17 protein-coding genes and 1 riboswitch are annotated in these 21,461 nt (G+C 42.8%); of the genes, 10 read left to right on the plus strand and 7 right to left on the minus strand.

Translation table 11 applies throughout. The features are described from left to right. Positions 1 to 288, minus strand: a complete 288-nt coding sequence (locus J5A55_RS05830) for a helix-turn-helix domain-containing protein (RefSeq protein ID WP_004384325.1) — start codon at positions 286 to 288, stop codon at positions 1 to 3. A gap of 431 nt (positions 289 to 719) precedes the next feature. Between J5A55_RS05830 and J5A55_RS05835 the strand changes: the two genes are divergently transcribed. The 5 genes from J5A55_RS05835 (at position 720) to J5A55_RS05855 (ending at position 5,538) form a co-directional block, all read left to right on the plus strand. Beyond that, positions 720 to 2,003: a virulence-associated E family protein gene (locus J5A55_RS05835; protein ID WP_004384324.1), complete on the plus strand. Its 1,284-nt coding sequence runs from the start codon at positions 720 to 722 to the stop codon at positions 2,001 to 2,003. A gap of 198 nt (positions 2,004 to 2,201) precedes the next feature. Further along, positions 2,202 to 3,203, plus strand: coding sequence for a toprim domain-containing protein (locus tag J5A55_RS05840; protein WP_004384323.1), 1,002 nt, complete (start codon positions 2,202 to 2,204; stop codon positions 3,201 to 3,203). Positions 3,204 to 3,306: 103 nt separating this feature from the next. Beyond that, positions 3,307 to 3,705: a DUF3408 domain-containing protein gene (locus tag J5A55_RS05845; protein ID WP_234396097.1), complete on the plus strand. Its 399-nt coding sequence runs from the start codon at positions 3,307 to 3,309 to the stop codon at positions 3,703 to 3,705. A 359-nt stretch (positions 3,706 to 4,064) separates the two neighbouring features. Beyond that, positions 4,065 to 4,496 carry a plasmid mobilization protein gene (locus J5A55_RS05850; RefSeq protein ID WP_004376977.1) on the plus strand — a complete coding sequence of 144 codons (432 nt, stop codon included), beginning with the start codon at positions 4,065 to 4,067 and terminating at the stop codon, positions 4,494 to 4,496. Beyond that, positions 4,480 to 5,538, plus strand: a complete 1,059-nt coding sequence (locus J5A55_RS05855; protein ID WP_004384319.1) for a relaxase/mobilization nuclease domain-containing protein — start codon at positions 4,480 to 4,482, stop codon at positions 5,536 to 5,538. The genes J5A55_RS05850 and J5A55_RS05855 overlap by 17 nt, the downstream gene beginning before the upstream one ends. Before the next feature lie 435 nt (positions 5,539 to 5,973). Here J5A55_RS05855 and J5A55_RS05860 read toward each other — a convergent pair whose 3' ends face one another. Beyond that, the gene (locus tag J5A55_RS05860; protein ID WP_004384318.1) at positions 5,974 to 7,008 is read right to left on the minus strand and encodes a DUF2971 domain-containing protein; all 1,035 of its coding nucleotides are present in this window, start codon (positions 7,006 to 7,008) and stop codon (positions 5,974 to 5,976) included. Between the two features lie 958 nt (positions 7,009 to 7,966). Then, a riboswitch (TPP riboswitch) is annotated at positions 7,967 to 8,065 on the plus strand. A 25-nt stretch (positions 8,066 to 8,090) separates the two neighbouring features. Here J5A55_RS05860 and J5A55_RS05865 point away from each other — a divergent pair. The 3 genes from J5A55_RS05865 to J5A55_RS05875 all read left to right on the plus strand — a co-directional run bounded on the left by J5A55_RS05865 (position 8,091) and on the right by J5A55_RS05875 (position 12,223). Further along, positions 8,091 to 10,475 carry a TonB-dependent receptor gene (locus J5A55_RS05865; protein ID WP_004384317.1) on the plus strand — a complete coding sequence of 795 codons (2,385 nt, stop codon included), beginning with the start codon at positions 8,091 to 8,093 and terminating at the stop codon, positions 10,473 to 10,475. 182 nt (positions 10,476 to 10,657) lie between these two features. Then, positions 10,658 to 11,230: a nicotinamide riboside transporter PnuC gene (gene pnuC / locus J5A55_RS05870; protein ID WP_004384316.1), complete on the plus strand. Its 573-nt coding sequence runs from the start codon at positions 10,658 to 10,660 to the stop codon at positions 11,228 to 11,230. 168 nt (positions 11,231 to 11,398) lie between these two features. Further along, positions 11,399 to 12,223 (plus strand): thiamine diphosphokinase, encoded by an 825-nt coding sequence (locus tag J5A55_RS05875; protein ID WP_004384314.1) that lies wholly within the window; start codon positions 11,399 to 11,401, stop codon positions 12,221 to 12,223. A 303-nt stretch (positions 12,224 to 12,526) separates the two neighbouring features. On the opposite strand, the gene dnaA is transcribed toward J5A55_RS05875, so the two are convergent. The 5 genes from dnaA to J5A55_RS05900 form a co-directional block, all read right to left on the minus strand. After that, entirely contained in the window at positions 12,527 to 13,933 is a 1,407-nt protein-coding gene (gene dnaA / locus J5A55_RS05880; protein WP_004384313.1) for a chromosomal replication initiator protein DnaA, read from the minus strand. Between the two features lie 372 nt (positions 13,934 to 14,305). Beyond that, positions 14,306 to 15,286, minus strand: coding sequence for an MlaD family protein (locus J5A55_RS05885; RefSeq protein WP_004384312.1), 981 nt, complete (start codon positions 15,284 to 15,286; stop codon positions 14,306 to 14,308). Positions 15,287 to 15,295: 9 nt separating this feature from the next. Continuing rightward, complete coding sequence (locus J5A55_RS05890; protein WP_004384311.1) at positions 15,296 to 16,576, minus strand: N-acetylmuramoyl-L-alanine amidase family protein; 1,281 nt, start codon at positions 16,574 to 16,576, stop codon at positions 15,296 to 15,298. A 52-nt stretch (positions 16,577 to 16,628) separates the two neighbouring features. Continuing rightward, on the minus strand, positions 16,629 to 17,012 hold the full coding sequence (folB, locus tag J5A55_RS05895) for a dihydroneopterin aldolase (protein ID WP_039851556.1): 384 nt from the start codon (positions 17,010 to 17,012) through the stop codon (positions 16,629 to 16,631). Positions 17,013 to 17,087: 75 nt separating this feature from the next. Then, on the minus strand, positions 17,088 to 19,688 hold the full coding sequence (locus J5A55_RS05900; RefSeq protein ID WP_039851537.1) for an adenosylcobalamin-dependent ribonucleoside-diphosphate reductase: 2,601 nt from the start codon (positions 19,686 to 19,688) through the stop codon (positions 17,088 to 17,090). A gap of 94 nt (positions 19,689 to 19,782) precedes the next feature. On the opposite strand from J5A55_RS05900, the gene J5A55_RS05905 reads away from it, so the two are divergent. Together J5A55_RS05905 and J5A55_RS05910 are read left to right on the plus strand one after the other, a co-directional pair. Next, a complete protein-coding gene (locus J5A55_RS05905) occupies positions 19,783 to 20,520 on the plus strand; it encodes a nitroreductase family protein (RefSeq protein ID WP_004384308.1) in 738 nt (245 codons plus the stop codon). Between the two features lie 82 nt (positions 20,521 to 20,602). After that, positions 20,603 to 21,460, plus strand: a complete 858-nt coding sequence (locus tag J5A55_RS05910) for a GSCFA domain-containing protein (protein ID WP_004384307.1) — start codon at positions 20,603 to 20,605, stop codon at positions 21,458 to 21,460. Position 21,461 lies beyond the last annotated feature (1 nt).

Consider the following 21,461-nt stretch of genomic DNA (forward strand, 5'->3'; position numbering starts at 1 on the left):
TTATTTGTTGTTCTTGGTTTTCTCTGACTTTGTCTGTAACAACCGTTCCACGTCTTCACGCTTGTAATAGCACTTGTGTCCGATTTGTGTAAACGGAAGCATGCCCGTATCACGGTAATGCTGCAAGGTGCGTTTGCTGATGCCCAGTAGCTGACATACATCTCCGTTGTGCAGCCAATCAGTGTGCTTACTCGATTCTCCAAATGCCTTATGGCAGGTCTGGGCAAGGGCGAGGATTTCGTCTCTCAGCATTGCCCATTGCTTGTCGGTAATGATAAAATATCCCATAGCGTTATCTTGTTTTGTTTATATTTTCCTTTTGCGATTTGCTTTCCGTCGCATGTTTCTGCGTGCAAAAGTATTCGCTTCTTTCCATTCTGCAAAGCAGTGGGGAACAGTAGGGAAGAATAGGGAAACCGAAGGAAATGCGGTTATCTTTCTTACTATTCTGTAGTTCCTTATCTTCCTTTTTTCTAGGTTTGTTTTAGTCAAAGCAATACAGTGCAGATTGGAGCAAATAAGTACATACTTTTCTTGTAGTATTTCTATACTTGCTCCCTTATATTAGCCTGAAATCCTTATTTTCCAGCTTCTTCCTGTCAGAAATCCGTGAGAAATTCATTGCCAATGAGTGCAACATTATGCAAGCATGCTCAGATTGCTTGGAACATTGACATTCTCGCCGTAACTTCATTCTAGGAAACCAAAACGGGTAAACAATGAAAAATGAAGCAGATAAAAGCAGAATGAAAACAACTGGCAATTCTACCGAACGCAGGGGAAACACCTCCAAGAACAGCGAGATAGAAACCTATCTCCGTACGCACTATGCGTTCAGGTACAACACCGTGCTGGGCAGAACAGAATACCGTAGCTATAAAGATGCAGGCAGTCGTTTCACAAAAGTAGGTCGCTATGAAATCAACTCTCTCCGTAGAGAACTTGACTTCGACGTGGGTATCGTTACATCGTCCGACAACCTCTATTCCATCATTGAAAGCAGCTTTTCACCACGCATCAATCCCATACAGGAATACTTCAAGACTTTGCCAGAGGTTGATGCTTCAGAAGTGCTGAACAAGATAGAAACAGATCAAAACATCATTTCAAATCTTGCATCATGCGTTACCATCCGCAACTCCGAAAAGTGGCTGTCCTATCTTACCAAATGGCTCGTTGCAGTTGTTGCCAATGCTATGGACGACCGAGAGTGTCGTAACCACACCTGCCTTGTACTGACAGGAGAACAGGGAAAGTTCAAGACAACGTTCCTTGACCTGCTCTGTCCTTCTGCTCTGCACGGTTACAGCTACACGGGAAAGATATACCCGCAGGAGAAGGACACACTTACCTATATCGGGCAGAACCTCATCGTAAACATTGACGACCAGCTCAAAGCCCTCAACAAGCGGGACGAGAATGAACTGAAGAACCTTATCACCTGCCCGATGGTCAAATACCGTATGCCCTATGACAAGTATGTGGAGGAACATCCGCACTTGGCGAGCTTCGTGGCATCGGTAAACGGCAATGATTTCTTGACCGACCCGACAGGCAGCAGACGATTTCTTCCCTTTGAGGTGCTATCTATTGACATAGAACGAGCTAAAGCTATTTCTATGGATGCCGTCTATACCGAAGCTAAATCCTTGTTAAACGCAGGCTTTCGCTATTGGTTTGACGATGACGAGATAGCTGAACTCTACAAGGAGAGTGAGGACTTCCAAGTGCAGACCGCAGAAATGGAACTCTTGTCGTGCTGTTTTGAGAAGCCCATGGAGGACAATCCTCATTGTACTTATATGACTACTACCGAAATACTTGCCTACTTAGGCATCTATACGCATCAACCCTTGACACTCAAACGTATGGGTGAAGCACTCAAAAGGGCAGGATATGAAAAGGTGAGCAAAAGGCGTGAGGGCAGTAGTCCTGTCTATGTATATAAGATACGGAAAATCCAGCCCTGCCCACTTCTTAACAGTTGTAGTAGCCTGATGTAGTAGTATGTGTAGTATTGTTATATACTACTATGTGATACTGATTATCAAGTATTTACTGCAAAATAGTATGTAGTAAGAAGAAAGATAAAAAAGTTTGGAAGGGAAAAACTTTGGAAAAGATAATCAAGGAAGTAGAGTCCTGTCGAACAGAATATTTTGAGATAAGAAAGAAATGTTCAACCAATAAATATCACAATAATGAAAGAAGATTTATCACTCATCAAGCGATACCCCATCGTGGAGTATCTTGAAAGGAAAGGCATCAAGCCTGTCCGCAGGACACCTGCCTATGCCCTTTATCGCTCACCGCTTAGGGAGGAAACGCATCCGAGCTTCAAGGTGGACACGGAGAAGAACCTCTGGATAGATTATGCCGAGGGACGTGGCGGAAGCATCATCGACCTCTGTATGCGCATGGAGCGATGCAGCCTGTCGGAAGCCATCCGCCTTTTGGGGCGGAACGCTCCCGATACAACGTGCAGTCCTCGTATGGTATGTGTACATGGCACTTCCAATCAGGAAAGTATTGGACAGGCTACATCGGCAAACGGGGCAAGGAGACTGACAGGCATATCAGACACCTTGCCGCCACATTTGCAGGACTACCTCATGAAAGAACGCTACATTGATTTGGCAAAGGCAAAGCCATTCCTCAAATGCATCAGCTATGAGGTAAGGGGGCAGCATTATCAAGCCATCGGCTTCGCCAATCAGTCGGGTGGCTATGAGCTTCGGGACAGCGGCTCGTTCAAGGGAACGATTGCCCCGAAGGACATTACCCCTATATTCATGGATAGGTCGAGAAATAAGGTAACTGACAAAATACAACCGGTCTGTGTGTTCGAGGGCTTCATGGACTTCCTTTCTTTCCTTTCAATGAAAGAAGAAGTAACGAGTGCCTGTCTTGTGCTGAACTCCGTAAGCAACGTTGCAAGGGCTATCCGCTATCTGAACGACAGACACCTAACCCATATCCGTGCCTTCCTTGACAATGACGATGCTGGACGGAAAGCAACCAATGATTTCATCAGGGCAGGTTTCAAGGTGGAGGATATGTCCGTGCATTACGGACGGTTCAAAGACCTCAACGAGTACCATATCCACAGGGTGCGTGGACAGCAGAAAAGACAATCACTGAATACATTACAACCGCAAACCAATTCTATCAAGACAAAACAAGTTAAACATAAAATGAGATAAAACAATGGAAAAGAAGAAAACAACAGACGAGGAGCATGACCTTTCATATTACTTGGGTGGTAACGAAGAAGAAACTTCTTCAAAGACAACTGAATAAAAAGACATACTTATCCCTAAGTGGGGAGAGGTCAGGGAGCAGAAAAAAAGAATATCCATGAATCAGTCGGGTATTCCATCGGAGAATTCGGAACATGAACTGCATACTGTATCATCACAGGATGCTGCACCATCACAGCACACAGAGAACACAGCCGTTCAGAGACGCATCAGTGCCAAAATGAGAAAGAAGACACTTGAAGCCTACAAGCAAGCCTATCTTGTTCCAACCAAATTGATAGGCCGAAAGGCGGTCTATCTGAGCAGGGAGACACAGGAGCGGGCGGACTTCATCGTGCGCAGATTGGGCGACAGGGGCAGCAACCTTTCAAGTTTTGTGGAGAACATCGTGCGCCTTCATCTGGAGGAATACGGTGAGGACATAGAGAAATGGAGAAGACTGTAAACAGAACGAAAAGAAGACGAGGGGGATATGAGAAGGAACATCCCTTTCACTTCCCCCCAAACCCTTTTCAGAGAATATGCCAACGGACATTTGTCAAGCATACTGAACGGTGGGAATGCCACGAACGCAGTCAGACACGGAATGCCGTGCATTCACTTTTTGGCAACAAAACGCCTTATGCGTAAACGGTCTGTTAGGGTAGCATTGCAAGACGTCAGTTTGTACCCACAAACTGCGCTTGCTCCCCTCGTTAAATTATCGGGGAGAATAGACCGTAATCACTCCGTTCTCATCGGTCAGTATTCGGGAAATAAGAGACTATAAATCATGAAGAATGATAAACTTTCAAAGAAACTTATATGAGTAGATACAAAAGAAAAGCTGCCCGATGGCAGCAACAGGACAAGGAAGAACAGAGGATGAACAAGACGGAGTTCATCAAGGTTAGGTGCAGCTTGGAGGAGAAGCAGCGCATCAAGTCAAGGGCGGAAAGCACAGGGCGTAAATTCTCCGACTACTGCCGTGAGATGTTAATCAGAGGTGAAGTGATAGCCGTTCCTCCAATGACGGACAATGAGAGGGAAGCCATTGCCATACTCCAGCGGACGGGAATGTTCTACGGGCAGATTTCCAACCTTATCAAGGTCAAGGATAAGGCATGGGTGCCGATAACGAAGAACCTTTCCATATGTGCCAAGGAAGCATTTAAGCGTTTTTACGACCCTCACTTTCGGATTGATGACGATATTTATAAGGTCTTAAATTTGACGAGAAATGATAGGAAAGTGTAAGGCGATAGCGCACGGAAGCACGGCATTGGACTATATTTTCAGGGAGGGCAAGCTCGGTTGTCGGCTTGCCTTCCACAATCTTTGCAGCAGGGAGCCGAAGGCTATCCATGAGGAAATGAAGGTGGTCAGCGACTACAACAGCCGATGCAGGAACAAGTTCCTCCGTATCGAAATAGGTATCGCTCCGCAGGACGAGAAGAAACTGCCTGTTTCTGAATTGATGAGGATATCTCATCTGTTTGCCAAGCGAATGGGGCTTGACAATCACCAATGGGTAGCCGTAACCCACAAGGACACCGATAACAGGCATATTCATATCATCGCCAACCGCATCAGTCTGTACGGAGAGGTATATGACACCACTTTTGTGAGCAACAGGGCAGCGAGGGTGGCGGAGGACATCAGCAGGGAGAAAGGCTTGACCATCGCAAAGGAGGTCAAGGCGGAGAGGAAACGCCAAAAGGTAAAAGCCAATCCCACAAGGGAGGAAGCAAAGAAAGAACTGCAAAGAATATGCTATACCCTGCTTGATAAATACAAAGGTACAGGCATCACGGGACATTCCATGTTCCTCTACGAATTAAACAAGAACGGCATTACCATAGAGCGCGTGAAGAACAAGCAGGGCAAGGTGTATGGCTTGAAGTTCTCATACGGAGGACAATCTTTCAAGGCGTCGGAAATAGGCAGGGAGTTCGGCTACCGTTCCCTGAAGAAGAACTTTGAACCAACTAACAAAGAAGCATTAAAAAGACCACACCAAACGACACAGGAACCGATAGAAAAGAACGAACAGCCTGATACAGGTTATCAACTTGTACCCAAAAGCCGTTCCTCTATCTCACGAGACAATGACATCCCACAAATGCAAAGTCCCATTGGCGCAGTGGCTGATACTGCCATGAGCGTAGTCGATGAAGTAATGGAAGGCTTAGGCGGGATGATTACACCAACCGCACAGGGAGATGATTATGCCGAAGCAGCATGGCAGCGCAAGCTCAGATACCAAGCGAACAGAAAGAAACGAGGGAGAAAACTATAAGCCACACGAGTTTACAAAAACGCAAAACAAAGAATTTCTTAGCATAAACGCTTGTTATTCGGTAACAAAGTATTATCTTTGCAGACAGAATAACAAGCGTTCTTTGTTAGGCAGAAAACAGCGAAGTCAAGTAGCTCGCTCGTTTCCAAATCGTTACCTATTCAGTTGTATCATCAAGGTAACTTCTTTATTTTCAATCAGTTGTATTTCAGATATTATCTTGCAAGCCAAAAGAGCGTTAATTGAAAACCAATTAACACCCTTCTGAATTTCAGTGTTAAAATTTTCTTTACGATACTTGGCATCATCTATTCATATTTTCACAGATATCTACGAAAAACTTCAGAAATTAAATTATACTCAAACTTATATTTTAAAATATTCAACTGCCTACTTTTGGATTTTAGATAGACTTAATCACTCCAATTCCTATTATTAACTTTTATCAGGATACATCCAAATATCATTAGGAGCATCAAATGTAGACATCGCAATTAAATGGCTAGCAAGTCTATATTGATCATTCCCATACAAAGGGTATTTTCCAATTAAATCCAGAATATTTTTATCATCATAGATAAAGATATTTGCTTCTTTGGTTGAATACTGTTCTCGAAATTTAGAAGAGAACCTTTGTAAAGTTGCTTCATCTTTCAGAAAACCTTTATACAGTATATGAAAATTTTCAACTGTATAATTATGATCAATCTTCAAGACTTCAAACAAATCAAGAGGTAACTTTTCATCTATTTTTCGGCTATTCTCGCAAAGGGAAATAGGTAAAATTTCATACGAGTTTTCTTTTCTATTCATCTTATAGAATTTTATATCTCTATTTTGTAATCCATCAATAATTATACTTTGATATTGTTCGTCCATATATAAGCCAAAATAAACAGCTTTTAAGGCAAACGGAGAATAATGCTTAATACCAAAAGTCGAATATAGGAGCCTTATTTCCTTTTCATATTGCCAGACTTTCATTTTCGTTCCAAACATTTTTACAATAAAATCTATCCTATGAGCAATATCGTTTACATCTATTTTCGGAACATTTTCTACATATTTAACTTCTACACTATCCACACTGAAAGGCAATATCTCACTATCCTTTAATTTATCAATATCGTACGCTATACAAAAACCCTTATGAGAATTTGAATAATGTGACCACATCAAATTGCTTGAAGGATAATCCTTCTCAGACAGAGATAAAGAATATATGCCTAAGTTCTCTTTAATTCGCTTCAAATTTTCCCATTTAGCTTGCACATCATTGATATTCATGTTGAACAACTCTTTGAGCGTGTTCAAATCCCGGCTTATATTATCTATATACTCGGTTTCAAAAGGATCATTTAGGTCATCAAATGAGGATGCCCATAATTCATCTTTTAAAAGAGAATCTATGTCACGAAGATAATTATTTTTTTCTATTATATTCGCTCTGTATTTATATCCTATACTCATTGGCTAAATTAAATTAAGTTACCAAATCTATTTAAAAAGTTACACTTATTGTTGAATTCACGCATTAAGCTCAAGTCAACATATATACAATATTTACACAAAATTCGTCAAAATCCTCGAAATATACAAGTAATTTTCTGAAAATCGTCAATAAATGTGGCAATATCCCTCGGTGTGGTTCGACACCCAAAAATCATAGACTTGGGCGTTGTGGCATTGTCGATATAACCATCACTCTTTCTTACATTCTGCTCGGTTTCTTCCTAAACCTTTTTAATATCTCTATGACGATTGAATACCCTACACGCTCAGCCTCTGTGCCTCAGCAACCAAACACTTGTCTAAAACGGATTTTTCTGTCACTGCTATCACTTAAAAGTATAAGATAACTCGTTGGTTTACAGAGGAGTTAATTAAAATGTTAAAAGTGACAGCAAATCAAAACTAAACTTATATTGTGAGAAGTGTAACAGGTTCTTCCATTAGAGAATATTTATAGGGCATCAGTAGTTTGGTGAGATAAGGTTTACCTCTTGAATTTAGAGTATTAAAGAAATGTCACACAGAGGCACGGAGTAAATGGAGAATTATTAAGACAAAGTGACGGTAGGCACGGAGGCACCATCGGTGCATGGAGCGACAGAGCTTGTTTGCCAATCATATTAGACATATTCTGTTCAAAATATTTATCTAAAAAGTATTAGGATTCTGTACGCTATATCTCCGTCACTCTTTGTATCACTGGCACCTCCATGATATTACTATTAGCTCTGTCAACTCTGTGGCTCTGTGTGCCTTATATGTAAGAGTTTTGGTTTATCCCTCAATATTTCTGCTGAGCCAGTCTTACTACTCCACGTATTAGGAAGACACGAATATAAACACACGCATACGATATTTGTACAGATTACTTTTGGCAGTTTGATAAGAATGTATTACTTTTGCACCGACTTCCAAAGCGGAAGTTAGGGGGTGCTTGCCTGTTTGGGCTTGCTGAGAATATACCCATTGACCTGATACGGGTAATGCCGTCGTAGGGAAAATTCCCCTTATTTATATTTTAATATCATTACTAAAAGGATATGAAAAGAATTATCCTATTCACTGCTGCATTAACATGTGTAGCAACAACAAAGGCACAAGAAGTAACTGACACGCTCAAGCAACAGCACTTGGAAGAGGTAATAGTAGCTGGCGTTCGAGTACAAAAGAATGCTCCTTATGCAGTGGCTAACATCAAGAAATCAGAACTTGAGGCTTTCTCTAAAACAGGACGTGAATTACCTTTCTTATTAGCTCAAACGCCAGGCGTGTTAGCTTGGGGCGAGAACGGATTAGGAACGGGTACTGCAGCAATGCGCATACGAGGCGCAGCAGGAAGTCGCATTAATATCACCTTAGATGGTGTGGCTTTAAACTCGCCAGAAGATCAGTCTGTGTTCTGGGCGAACATGAATTCGTATGCTTCGCTTATGGGAAGTGTACAGATACAGCGCGGTATCGGAACATCTACAAACGGCGATGGTGCTTTCGGTGGTTCGGTTTCTTTGGCTATGAGTTCACCCATGCGGACGCCGAGCGCAGAGGTCAGTGCATCATACGGTTCGTATAACACTTACAACGCAGGAATGAAGTTCTCAACGGGTTTGCTCTTCAATCATCTTATCTTTGATGGGGCATATCACGAGACAGCAACCGATGGTTATGTTCACGGAACAAGCGGGCGGTCGGGTTCTTACTATGGCGGTTTGACTTGGTTAGGAGATAACTTCCGCATTAGCTACAAGAACATCGGAAACTTTGAGAAGACGGGGCAGGCTTGGCATGGAGTTGTCGCTGGTAGCGGCGATCTTAGTTTGATGGATGGTACTTTCGGGGTACATACGGGTATTAAAACTTACAAGGATCTTTACGATAGAGGATTAGGCAAATTCAATTCCCTATACGAGTATTTGCAGACAGACAATAATGGTGCTTTCGTCAAAGATGCTGCTGGGAATTATCAAACGGAACGATTTAAGATGCGCGATGGTTCGTTTTGGAAGAAGACTACCGATAACTTCTATCAGAATCACAACATCCTTTCTTTCCTTATTCATCCTGCACAGCATTGGAGCCATAACATAACCTTACATTATACTTATGGTTATGGTTATTACAGCGAGTTCAAGCGGAAAACAAAGCTGGCTAAGTTTGGTTTGCAATTCACCGACAATACTGGCACACAGATAGCAAAGACTGACCTCGTGCGTCGTAAGGGTTTGTCACAACACACCTACGGCGTTATCTATAATCTCAACTATAAAGATGAAAGCTGGGATGTGATGGGTGGCTTGAATCTCCAACAGTTCCGAGGTGATCACTTCGGATATCTTACATATATCAAAGACCAACAGGTCGACAACAAGTTCCGACCTAACGGCAAGGATTATAAGTATTATTCTTCTGACGCTCGTAAGTTCGATTACAGCGGTTTCTTCAAAGCTAATTACCACTTTAACAACTACTGGAATACGTTTATCGACCTTCAGTATCGCCGCGTGGAATATAGAACCAATGGCGAAAATGATAGGTTCCGTAAAGATGCCAACGGATACCATAATCAACTGTTGAATATCAATAAGCATTATGACTTTATCAATCCTAAAGCGGGCGTAAGTTACTATCGTGATGGGCACAAGGCTTATACATCCATCGCCTATGCTAACCGTGAACCAGAACGCAATAACTTTACCAACAATGGTAGTTACCCTGCACCTTCGCCAGAACGATTGATGGATATAGAGCTTGGCTATCAGTACACAGGTAATAACTGGCATGCAGGCGTAAACCTTTATTATATGGACTATACGAATCAGTTTGTGCAGACTGGCGAGAAGAGTGACATCGGCGAGAATCTTACCACAAACATCAAGAACAGCTACCGTATGGGTGCTGAGTTGGAAGCTGGCTGGAGTCCGCTGTCATGGTTGACTGTCGAAGGTAACGCTGCGTTAAGTCGTAATGTTATTAAGGACTTCGACGAAATGGCAAGTGTCAACTTTGATGATTCTTTCCGCAAGATACATTATAATCACTCTACTTTGGCATTCTCCCCATCAGCCATCCTCAATGGCTTCCTCGATTTGCATTACAAAGGCATTAAGGCTGTATGGCATACAAACTTCGTAAGTCGTCAGTATCTCGATAACACCGAGAACATAACCCGTTCGTTGCCTTGCTATTCACAGACGAATGTCAACATCAGCTACTCTCTCCGTCCTGCAAAGCGTCTTATCGGTTTGAAGGAAGTTATCTTCGGTGTGAATCTTAACAACATCTTCAATCGCCATTATGCTGCCAGCGGATGGGTATATAGCTCTATCCTCGACAATGACGGTCATCCTAACGAGAACCGTTACACGCAGATTGGTTTTATCCCAATGGCAGGCTTTAATGTGATGGGGAATGTTGCGGTGAAGTTCTAGCCTCACCCCCGCCCCCTCTCCGATTGGAGAGGGGGAGTAGATACCGAGACTTCCCTAAATGATAAACCATATATATATGAGAAGGTTACTATTCGAGTTTAACTATTACATTATAAACTTAGCAAACGCCACATTCCACTCCCCTCTCCAATAGGAGAGGGGTTGGGGGTGAGGCCATCATTATGACACTAGACATGCTGGGCTGCATCGTCGGCCTCATTTACATCTATCAAGAATACAAAGCGAGTATATGGCTTTGGCTGACGGGTATTATCATGCCTGCCATCTATATGGTTGTCTATTACGAGGCGGGACTATATGCGGACTTTGGAATGCAGATATATTATACATTAGCAGCCATTTATGGCTTCTTGTATTGGAAGTTCGGACGGAAGAAAGGGGCGGAGGAGATTCCTATCACACACTATCCACGTCGGTTGATACTCCCGTCAATCCTTGTCTTCCTCGTCCTATGGGGCGCACTCTACCTCATTCTCATCAACTTCACGAACTCTACCGTACCAGTATTAGACAGCTTCGGCAATGCACTCAGCTTCATCGGACTGTGGGCATTAGCAAAGAAATACATCGAACAATGGTGGATCTGGATTGTCGTCGACATCGAACTGGCAGGACTCTACCTTTATAAAGGAATTCCTTTCACCGCAGGGCTATATGCTCTCTACACGATTATCGCTGTGGCAGGGTACTTTAAGTGGAGGGGAAGCCTCCCCAAGCCCCTCTTAAAGGAATAGAAAAGGAGCCTCCCCAAGCCCCTCCAAAGGAGGGGATGTGCCTAACGGAATAAAGGTTTCATCAGAGTTCTCCAAAATATATTCATAGGAGAAGAAGTTACTGTAATAAATAAAACGCATACAAAGCCTCTCGAAAGAGAGCTACAATAAAATAGAACAACACAACAAATGATTATCAATAACAAAGAGAATAACAAGGACGAACAACATCCTCACATCCCCAACGAACCCCCCGCTAGGTACTCCCCTCCTTTCGGAGGGGTTGGGGAAGGCTTTAACTCCCTTCCTCCAGAGGCATTAGGGGAAGTGTCTTCCGCTAGGCACATCCCCTCCTTCGGAGGGGCTTGGGGAGGCTTTAACTCCGTCATCCTTGCAGCTGGCGACTTTCCCACCCACATCCTACCCCTTCGCATCCTACGCACTGCGGATAATCTCATTGTATGTGATGGCGCACTCAAGGATCTACTTGAATATGAGATAGAGCCAACGGCAGTAGTGGGCGACGGCGACTCTCTCTCTGAAGAGCTGAAACAACGCTATGCACACATTTATCATCATATATCAGAACAAGAGTTTAACGACCTCACCAAGGCGACCCTCTTTGCTCGTTCACACTTGAAGATGGACGCATCAACCCATACCCGTCCCCGCTTCTGCTACCTCGGAGCAACTGGCAAACGAGAAGATCACACGCTAGGGAACATCTCTTTAATGCTTTATTACCATCGTCAACTAAGCATAGCCCCCCTCATGTTGACCGATTACGGATGGTTTGTACCTGCATCAGGTACAAACACCTTCTCTTCTTTTGCAGGTCAACAAGTAAGCATTTTCAATGCTTCTTGCAAGGAACTAAGTAGCGAAGGGCTCAAATGGGACATATACCCCTTCGCAGAAATATGGCAGGGAACACTGAACGAAGCCCTTTCCACATCCTTTACTATCCATGCCGATGGAGACTATTTAATCTATCGGACACATAGAAACATTTAATAATTATTGTTTAGAGGCTGCTCATTATCAATGATTAAAAGTCTTTCTTTACTTTCAGAAAGTCCTTATATAGAACAGAGAAAGTATCAAGACAGCTTAAAGAAGGACGTCTCTTATACGAAAAATAGTCTATTTTCCAAAAGGATTAAGGATATTTTACAGAGAAAATTAAACTATTTTTCCTAATTCACAAAGCCCATTTAGAAGATAAGAAGAAGTTAGGTCTACTTTAAGTCACATCTATCTACTAATAATAAGTTACAATAATTATACGCTTCATTGTAACCCCCATTGACAAAAAACTTATGCTTTCAACTTAAAGGAGTTCTCTATACTTGCCAATTCTGCATAGAAACCCTTATCCACCTTAAGCCTGTCTTCTATCTTAGAACAGCTGTGAATAACTGTACTGTGGTCTCTATTGCCCACCAACTTACCGATACGGCTTGCAGGCATCTTCGTATATTTCTGTGCCATATACATGCTCACCTGACGCGCCATAACAATGTCCTTCTTGCGTGAACGAGAGTTGACAGCAGAGGTGGTAACGCTGAAGTGTGTACAAACCTTATCCAAGATATCATCAATGGTTAGTGGTTCATCATCGATCTTTACGGCACGCTTGATAACACGTTCAGCCAGTCGCATATCGACGTTACTGTTATAAACAACGCTATAAGCCAAGAGAGAGTTGATAACACCTTGCAAGTCTCGCACACTACCATTAGCCGTTTCTGCGATAAACTTAATCACGTCCTCTGGAATACTAAGCCCATCACGCTTAATCTTATTGTGCAAGATATCCACACAAAGCTGTACATTTGGCTTCTCCAGCTCTGCAATAAGACCGCAAGAGAAACGTGTCAACAAGCGATCATTCATTCCTTTAAGATCTACAGGAGGGCGGTCACTGGCTAAGATTATACGTTTTCCATTACGGAAAAGGTGATTAAAGATGTGGAAGAAAGTGTCTTGTGTCTTGGTAGCAGTGATCCACTCTTGTATATCATCCACTATTAAGACATCAATCGTTTGGTAGAAATTAATGAAATCATTGGTGGTGTTCTGTCTAACAGAATCTGTGTACTGCACTTGGAAAAGGCGTGCAGAAACATATAACACACGCTTTTCGGGATAAAGCTGCTTAACTTTCAATCCAATGGCATTGACGAGATGCGTCTTACCACAGCCAGAAGGTCCATAAATAAACATTGGATTGAACTGCGTTGTACTAGGATGTTCTGCAATAGAAAGTCCTATTGAACGAGGCAATTTATTGCTATCTCCCTCTATATAGTTAGTGAATGACTTATGAGGATCAAGTTGCGAATCAAGGTCTTGAGGCACTGCGTCCAAAATCGTAGGACTTTGGTTACCACGAGCAGTAGGTCTCTGTGAGGAGATCTCTTCGACTGTGTCTGGTTGTAAGTCTTGTGATAAGTGATGCTCCTGATCGACCATCACACGATAACTCAATTGAACACCTTGACCAAAGACACGTATGAGAGTCTTACGCAACAAAGGAACGTAATGCTCTTCCAAATATTCATATACGAACTGACTTGGCACCTGAACCAACAATGTCTTACTGGCCGGCTGATAGGATTGAAGTACTATCGGACGAAACCAAGTATCGTATTGCTGCTCGGTAACATTCTCCTTTATAAGCTGGAGACACTGATCCCAAAGTTGTTTAGGATTGACGTTCATATTGATATCTACGTTTCTTATGTCTTTCTACAAATGGTGTGTTGATAAACCATTCCTAGTTCTAACACACATGCAAAGGTAATAATTAAATAATAAACAACCTATTTCCTCCGATTTGCTCTACACCTATCTAAATCGCATAAATAGCTATCTTATCGTACTTTGCAGCTATTTAAGCATCTATATATATAATGTGTCGTTTGCCCAATTATAATATCTTGATTGTCAAAAGGTTTCGATATGAAAAGAGAGAAAACGTGTCTAAAGAGTGGAACAGAAGCAAGAGACAAGCAAAGGAACTGATTTACACGTATCTTTTAAATCATCTCTTGCATGTGAAACACCTATCTTTTAATTTAGACGATATTTAAATTACTTATCCTTTCTACCGAACAGTGAGAAGTGAACATAGCGTTTCGGATGAGCCTTGAGATTGACAAGTAGGCTATCAGCACTACGCATCGTACTGTTCAAGTTATTGTAAAGAGAGGCATCATTCATCAATAGTCCGAGGCTCCCCTCATTACTATTTAGCTTTGCAGTGAGTGAGTTCATGTGGTCAAGGGTGGTATTTACCTTTGCCATTGTACCCTCTACATCGATTCCACTCACCTTATTATTTAATGTAGAGATCATGCCATTAGCACCATGAATAGCACCACGTGCTTCTGTTATACCGCCATTTGCATTTGCCATTAAGTCGTTAACTCCATCCATCACTCTACCTGCTTTCGTGGTTAAAGCTGGCAATGAATGATTCATCTGAGCGAGTAACTGGTTTACTTCACGCGTCGAATTCGTAAGGTTTGCAGTAACTTGATCAACATTATGGATGGAACTTCTCACAGCAGGATCAGCCAAGAGTGAGTTGATACTAACAAGTATGCTATCCAATTTGGGTAGCATCTTTTGAATGGAGGGAACCATATCTTTCATTCGTCCCAAAGCTCCGTCATTAATACGACCATCAATAATTCCATTCGAGGCTAGCGTCTTGCTACTCGTTCCAAGCACTAAGTCAACTTTCACATTACCCATAACATCACTGATAATATCAGCCTTTGTTCCCTCTGGAATGTTCATGCTTTTATCGATATCTACGCCGACGATGATTGGTTCTCCAGGCTTAGCATAATCGTATTCTATGCTCTTTACGGTACCAACCTTAAAGCCATTTGCATACACAGGAGTGGACGTTGAGAGTCCACTTACATTACTGAATCGCATCTGATAGTGCGTGTCCGTCGAGAAAATAGAGAGTCCCTTTAGGAACTGCATACCGAAGAACAATACTACAACACCCAATATAGCGACGAGTGCAATCTTAACTTGTGGCGTGAAAAACTTACTCATATTACTTCCTTACTTATTCCTTTTATTCTTTAAAAACTCGTTGATAGCATCGTTTGTGTCCATGCGATTGCCTGCTTTATAAGCTATAACAAATGCTTGAGGAAAGTCCTTCTTCAACTTCTCACGTAGGCGTGCTATCTCATTATAGTTAGTACTGTTACCTATTGTATATTTGTACCAAGATCCTTCTTGGATACATTCTATATCCTTATGACCTTTAAACTGTTCACAACCAGGGCGTAGTTGACGACTTGAAGCAATCACTTGAACCTTGAAGATAGGAGCATTAATGGGCGCACTTACCTTATTATCTTTCTTTGCATCAGTCTTTGTTTTGTTAGAAGAAGATACCGGAGTTTCTTTCTTCGGAGCCTCTTTTATCGTCTTCTTAGTAGGAACCTTTTTTGTAGATTGCGCCATAGTGTTAGATGACACGAGGTTCGGTTGCCCCGAAGGAGGCACTGGCACCACCCTTGTAACACTAATCTTCCTATTGTCAGCAGCCTTATATGGTACGACAATATGCGTGTCGTACATGTTCTTGTACTTAACGAAAGCATTGTAAATACCCTTTGCCATGGCATCAATACCATCTGGACTATTTAAGAACTCCTCCTCATCTGCTGCAGTAATAAAGCCTAACTCTATCAGACAACTAGGCATATAACTCTCACGCAACACCAAGAAACCAGCTTGGTGCACACCTTTATCAATGCGATTGGCACTAGAACACACCGAACGTTGTATCAATCTCGCCAGCTCAACACTCTTTTCCATGTTTGCATTCTGCATGAACTCAAACATAATATAGCTTTCGGAAGATTTTGGATCAAAGCCTTGATAAGTCTGTTGGTAGCCTTTCTCCATCGAAATAACCGAGTTCTCGCGCATCGCAACATCAAGGTTATCCTTCGCACGGTGCATACCTAAGGTATAAACTTGGAATCCCTTAGCATAATGACCGGGTACAACAGAGTTGGTGTGAACCGATATAAAGAGGTCAGCCTTAGCCTTATTCGCTATATCGGCACGCTGATGTAGAGGAATAAAGACATCCGTCTTACGTGTATAAATCACTTGCACGTCTGGTAAGTTTTGCTCCACATAACGTCCAAAGGCTAATGCTACGTTCAAATTGATGTCCTTCTCCTTTGATATAGCACCTAAAGCGCCAGCGTCATGACCGCCATGACCAGCATCAATAACAAGTGTGAAGCGCCCGTTCGCAGCCCATGAAGTGCCTACGAACAATACAAAGAAAACAATGAAAAGCGTTATTTTCTTAAACATACTTAATTATTTAGAGGACAAAGGTACGGTTTTTCATTTGGAAACCATGGTTCTAATCCTTGGTTTTATCATTTATTAAGTGTAATTCAACGCCTGTGCTATCACAATCCGCACCCATCGGTGGATTCCTCTTCACCAACTTTAAGTCTATACTCTCCAGCCGCTTGTATCGCGCACACAACTCTTTTACAATCTTTCCTGCTGCTGCTTCCAACAGTTTCGAAGGTTGCTTCATCACTTCTGAAACGACATTGAACACATCAGCATAGTTCAATGTATCATTGACAGCATCGCTCTCCATGGCTTCAGCAAAGGGATAACCCAATCGGAGATCAAGCACATAATCATTGCCAACAACCTGCTCTTGTTCTCCAACTCCTATAAAGGCATGATATTGAAGACCCTGTAAAAGAATATAAGTAGACGTTAATTCCATCATTAAACATTAGTTTTAAAGATAAAAAGAAGGTGCATTAAATGCCCTATAAGCACTTAATACACCCCCATAAGATTATCCACAACGAGAAGCACCACAATTAGTACAAATCAAGCAACCCTCCTGATAAACAAGAGTCTCCTGTCCGCAAACAGGGCAACGGAGCCCTGAAGCCTTCGTACCATCGGTTACGTACTTCTTCAAAGCACGTTCCACACCATTCTTCCAAGTGTTAATACTCTCGTTCTTAAGCTGCAATGAGCCTACAAGCTTTATGACATGGTCTATCGGCATACGGTAACGAAGCACACCAGAGATGAGCTTTGCATAGTTCCAATACTCTGGATTGAATTTCTCCGACAAGCCTTCAACAGTCGTCTTATAGCCTCGCTTATTCTCAAACTGGAAGTCATAACGATGGCTACCATCCTCTGCTGTCTGCTTGATGATCTTTCCCTTGGTAACACTCTTTGGTAAGGCAATACCTTCCTCATCGTCTTGAAGACCCGTAAAGATCTCGTATGGATAACCATCCAACAGCCCAACAAAGGCCACCCACTTCTCCTTGTTATTCTGAAAACGTACCACATCGCACTCGAGTTCCTTAGGTCGAACCTCCACTACTTGCGGTCGGTTGCATACATGCTCATGGTGTTCTTCGGCTGAAGTAAGGTCTTTCACCTTCTCTTCCTCGGCTGTATTAGTCTCTTTCTTCTTATCTTTCTTCGATACAGATATCATCACTCCGGACCTGCTACCATCACGATATATGGTGCAGCCTTTGCATCCGCTGCGCCAAGCCTCAACGTATAACTTGTTGACAAGAGCCTCATCAACGCTGTTAGGGAGGTTCACTGTAACTGAAATGGAGTGGTCAACCCACTTCTGAATAGTACCTTGCATGCGTACTTTCATCAGCCAGTCAACATCGTTGGCAGTAGCTTTATAATAAGGTGAACGCTTTACCAACGTATCAATCTCCTCTTGGCTGTACTTCTTTTGAGTATCAATACCATTCACTTCCATCCATGTTAGGAACTTACGATGGTACACGATGTACTCTTCGAAGGAATCTCCAACCTCATCAACAAAGTCTACATGCACATCAGTATCATTTGGATTCACCTTTCGGCGACGCTTATAAACAGGCATAAAGACGGGTTCTATGCCCGAAGTAGTTTGTGTCATTAAGGACGTAGTACCGGTTGGAGCAATCGTTAAACAGGCTATATTGCGACGCCCGTAACGTATCATCTCCTCATAAAGTTGTGCATCAGCTTCCTTCAAGCGGAGTATGAAGGGGTTATGCTCCTCACGCTTTGCATCATAGATAGCAAAGGCTCCGCGCTCCTCTGCCATTCGAACGGAAGAACGATAAGCATTCAATGCCAACGCACGATGAACACTAACGGAGAAGTCGGTAGCCTCTTGTGTTCCATAACGCAGACCCATTGCAGCTATCATGTCACCTTCGGCAGTTATGCCCACTCCTGTTCGACGACCTTTACCGCTCTTATCCTTTATCTTCTCCCAAAGATGGTACTCGGCTTCCTTCACCTCATCAACTTGTGGGTCGCTCTTAACCTTCGCCATGATAAGATCAATCTTCTCCATCTCGAGGTCAACGATATCATCCATGATACGTTGCGCTAGCTGTGCATGCTTGCTAAAGAGGTCGAAGTCGAAGCAAGCATGGTCTGTGAACGGATCTAAAACATAAGAGTATAGATTCAACGAGAGCAATCGGCAGCTATCATAAGGGCACAAAGGAATCTCACCGCAAGGGTTAGTAGAGACCGTGCGAAAGCCTAAGTCGGCATAACAATCAGGTATGCTCTCACGAATAATAGTATCCCAAAAGAGCACACCAGGCTCTGCGCTCTTCCAAGCATTATGCACAATCTTCTCCCAAAGAGCCTTTGCAGAAACCTTCTTAGTGCACTTTGGCTCCGTAGAATCTATTGGGAACTGCTGCTCATAAGGCTTGTCATCAATGGCAGCACGCATGAACTCATCCGTAATCTTTACTGACACGTTAGCCCCAGTGACCTTTCCTTCCTCCATCTTAGCGTCTATGAACGCCTCAGAGTCTGGGTGTTTAATACTCACAGAGAGCATCAATGCACCACGACGACCATCCTGTGCAACCTCCCTTGTACTATTGGAGTAGCGTTCCATGAATGGGACAAGTCCAGTAGAGGTAAGGGCAGAGTTATGGACTGGTGAGCCTTTCGGGCGAATGTGACTTAGGTCATGTCCAACGCCTCCACGGCGTTTCATCAGTTGAACCTGCTCTTCGTCTATACGCAGGATAGCACCGTATGAATCGGCATCGCCATCTAATCCAATCACAAAACAGTTGGATAACGATGCTACCTGATGGTCATTACCGATTCCGGTCATCGGACTTCCAGCTGGAATAATGTACCGGAAATGATCCAAAAGATTGAATATCTCTTCCTCTGTTAAGGGGTTCTTATACTTGTGCTCGATACGAGCTATCTCCTTGGCAATACGTCTGTGCATCTGCTCCGGAGACTTCTCATAAATGTTACCGAGGCTATCTTTCATGGCATACTTGTTCACCCAGACACGAGCAGCAAGCTCATCTCCATTGAAGTAAGCTAATGAAGTCTGATAGACCTCATCGAATGAGTAAGTTTGATTAGTTACCATTGTCCTTTTTAGAAAATTAACGACTGCGAAGTTACGAATTGTTTTCTTAATTCTAAAACATTTGCTTAACTTTGTCGAAACAAAGTTATTAGCAATGGAAACTATCAATTCAAGAAGAACTATAAGACGATATTCTCAAGAGGATGTATCGGATGACTTGTTAAGAGAACTCCTATCGGTTGCAGAGAGAACACCAACTATGGGCAACCTGCAACTCTATTCGGTCGTTATCACCCGAAGCCCGGAAATGAAGAAGAAGATCGCTCCGGCACACTTCAATCAACCCATGGTTACGGAAGCTCCAGCGGTTCTAACCTTCTGTGCAGACTATCGCCGAACAACCTTATGGGCGGCACAAAGGAAAGGAACACCTGGTTATGACAACTTCTTGTCATTCCTAAATGCGGCGACAGATGCCCTTCTTTATTGCCAAACTTTCTGTAATCTCGCTGAAGAAAGGGGCTTGGGAACCTGCTTCCTGGGCACTACGATCTATAGTCCAAAAGCACTAATTGAAGCACTAGAATTGCCTCGTTTGGTCATGCCAGTTGCTACTATCACCTTGGGATGGGCTGCTGAAACACCCGAGCAGACCGATCGTTTGCCATTGAAGAGTATTATTCACAATGAGACTTACAACGATTATACACCCGAGAGAATAGACGAGTTTTACACGCAAAAGGAGAACTTGAAAGAGAATAAAGACTTCGTTGAGCTGAACAAGAAAGAAACACTTGCACAGGTATATACCGATATTCGTTATACAAAGAAGGATAACGAGGCTATGTCTGTGGGCTTGCTTGAAGCACTAAGACAGCAGGGGTTCCTCTAAGGAGACGCCTTCCTTATATTAAAGAGGGCGTTTCTTCCCATCAAAGAGAGGCTTCCTTCATAGCAAAGAAACGCCCTCTTCAATGCAAAGAATAAGTTATCTTACCTTTATGAAATTCCGAACTATTATAGACATCCCTATTCCGAACTTCTCATTCAAGCCCTGCGAAAGAGTCCTCTTTGTGGGTTCTTGCTTTGCAGATAACATCGGGAAGCGATTCAAAGAGGAGAAGTTTCGCACGAAAGTCAACCCTTTTGGGGTGATGTATAACCCAGTTTCCATCCTTCACACAGTACGGAAACTATCCAATCAGGCGTTTGATATAGTGGTATTCACGCTTGGGACTAACCATGTCTACATAGAGAAAGCTACGGGAGAGATCGTGGATAATTGTCAAAAACGCCCTCAAAACCTTTTCAACGAACAGGAGTTAACGATTGACGAATCGGCTAATGCCCTACGTGAAGCCATCCATTTATTAAGGAAACAAAACCCAAATGTGAAGGTGATAGTGACTGTTAGTCCGATAAGATATGCAAAATATGGCTTTCACGGGAGCCAGTTGTCAAAGGCAACATTACTTTTGGCAGCTGATAAACTAGCACGAGAGGAAGGCGAGGCGGTCTATTATTTCCCTGCTTACGAGATAGTGAATGATGAGCTGCGAGACTATCGCTTCTATAAAGCGGATATGTTACATCCTAACGAACAAGCCGTTGAATACATCTGGGAACGGCTCGTTGAGACTTGCTTCTCATCGGAAGCTAAGAAGTTTCTGGAGGCTTGGCGTCCTATTAAGGAGGCGTTAGGACATCGCCCATTCAATCCCGACTCGGAGACTTATCGGCTCTTTCTAGAGAAGACCAAAGAGAAAGCTCGACGCTTAAAACAGCTATATCCCGACCTAGAAATAGACGAAGAACAACTGAAACAATGCTGAT

Source organism: Prevotella veroralis, assembly GCF_018127765.1.
GTDB classification, from domain to species: Bacteria; Bacteroidota; Bacteroidia; order Bacteroidales; family Bacteroidaceae; genus Prevotella; species Prevotella veroralis.

Excerpts from the sequence above, each read along its gene's own strand:
- J5A55_RS05830 (WP_004384325.1), bottom strand. The coding sequence starts at position 288 with ATGGGATATTTTATCATTACCGACAAGCAATGGGCAATGCTGAGAGAC.
- J5A55_RS05835 (WP_004384324.1), top strand. The coding sequence starts at position 720 with ATGAAAAATGAAGCAGATAAAAGCAGAATGAAAACAACTGGCAATTCT.
- J5A55_RS05840 (WP_004384323.1), top strand. The coding sequence starts at position 2,202 with ATGAAAGAAGATTTATCACTCATCAAGCGATACCCCATCGTGGAGTAT.
- J5A55_RS05850 (WP_004376977.1), top strand. The coding sequence starts at position 4,065 with ATGAGTAGATACAAAAGAAAAGCTGCCCGATGGCAGCAACAGGACAAG.
- J5A55_RS05855 (WP_004384319.1), top strand. The coding sequence starts at position 4,480 with ATGATAGGAAAGTGTAAGGCGATAGCGCACGGAAGCACGGCATTGGAC.
- J5A55_RS05860 (WP_004384318.1), bottom strand. The coding sequence starts at position 7,008 with ATGAGTATAGGATATAAATACAGAGCGAATATAATAGAAAAAAATAAT.
- J5A55_RS05865 (WP_004384317.1), top strand. The coding sequence starts at position 8,091 with ATGAAAAGAATTATCCTATTCACTGCTGCATTAACATGTGTAGCAACA.
- pnuC (WP_004384316.1), top strand. The coding sequence starts at position 10,658 with ATGACACTAGACATGCTGGGCTGCATCGTCGGCCTCATTTACATCTAT.
- J5A55_RS05875 (WP_004384314.1), top strand. The coding sequence starts at position 11,399 with ATGATTATCAATAACAAAGAGAATAACAAGGACGAACAACATCCTCAC.
- dnaA (WP_004384313.1), bottom strand. The coding sequence starts at position 13,933 with ATGAACGTCAATCCTAAACAACTTTGGGATCAGTGTCTCCAGCTTATA.
- J5A55_RS05885 (WP_004384312.1), bottom strand. The coding sequence starts at position 15,286 with ATGAGTAAGTTTTTCACGCCACAAGTTAAGATTGCACTCGTCGCTATA.
- J5A55_RS05890 (WP_004384311.1), bottom strand. The coding sequence starts at position 16,576 with ATGTTTAAGAAAATAACGCTTTTCATTGTTTTCTTTGTATTGTTCGTA.
- folB (WP_039851556.1), bottom strand. The coding sequence starts at position 17,012 with ATGGAATTAACGTCTACTTATATTCTTTTACAGGGTCTTCAATATCAT.
- J5A55_RS05900 (WP_039851537.1), bottom strand. The coding sequence starts at position 19,688 with ATGGTAACTAATCAAACTTACTCATTCGATGAGGTCTATCAGACTTCA.
- J5A55_RS05905 (WP_004384308.1), top strand. The coding sequence starts at position 19,783 with ATGGAAACTATCAATTCAAGAAGAACTATAAGACGATATTCTCAAGAG.
- J5A55_RS05910 (WP_004384307.1), top strand. The coding sequence starts at position 20,603 with ATGCAAAGAATAAGTTATCTTACCTTTATGAAATTCCGAACTATTATA.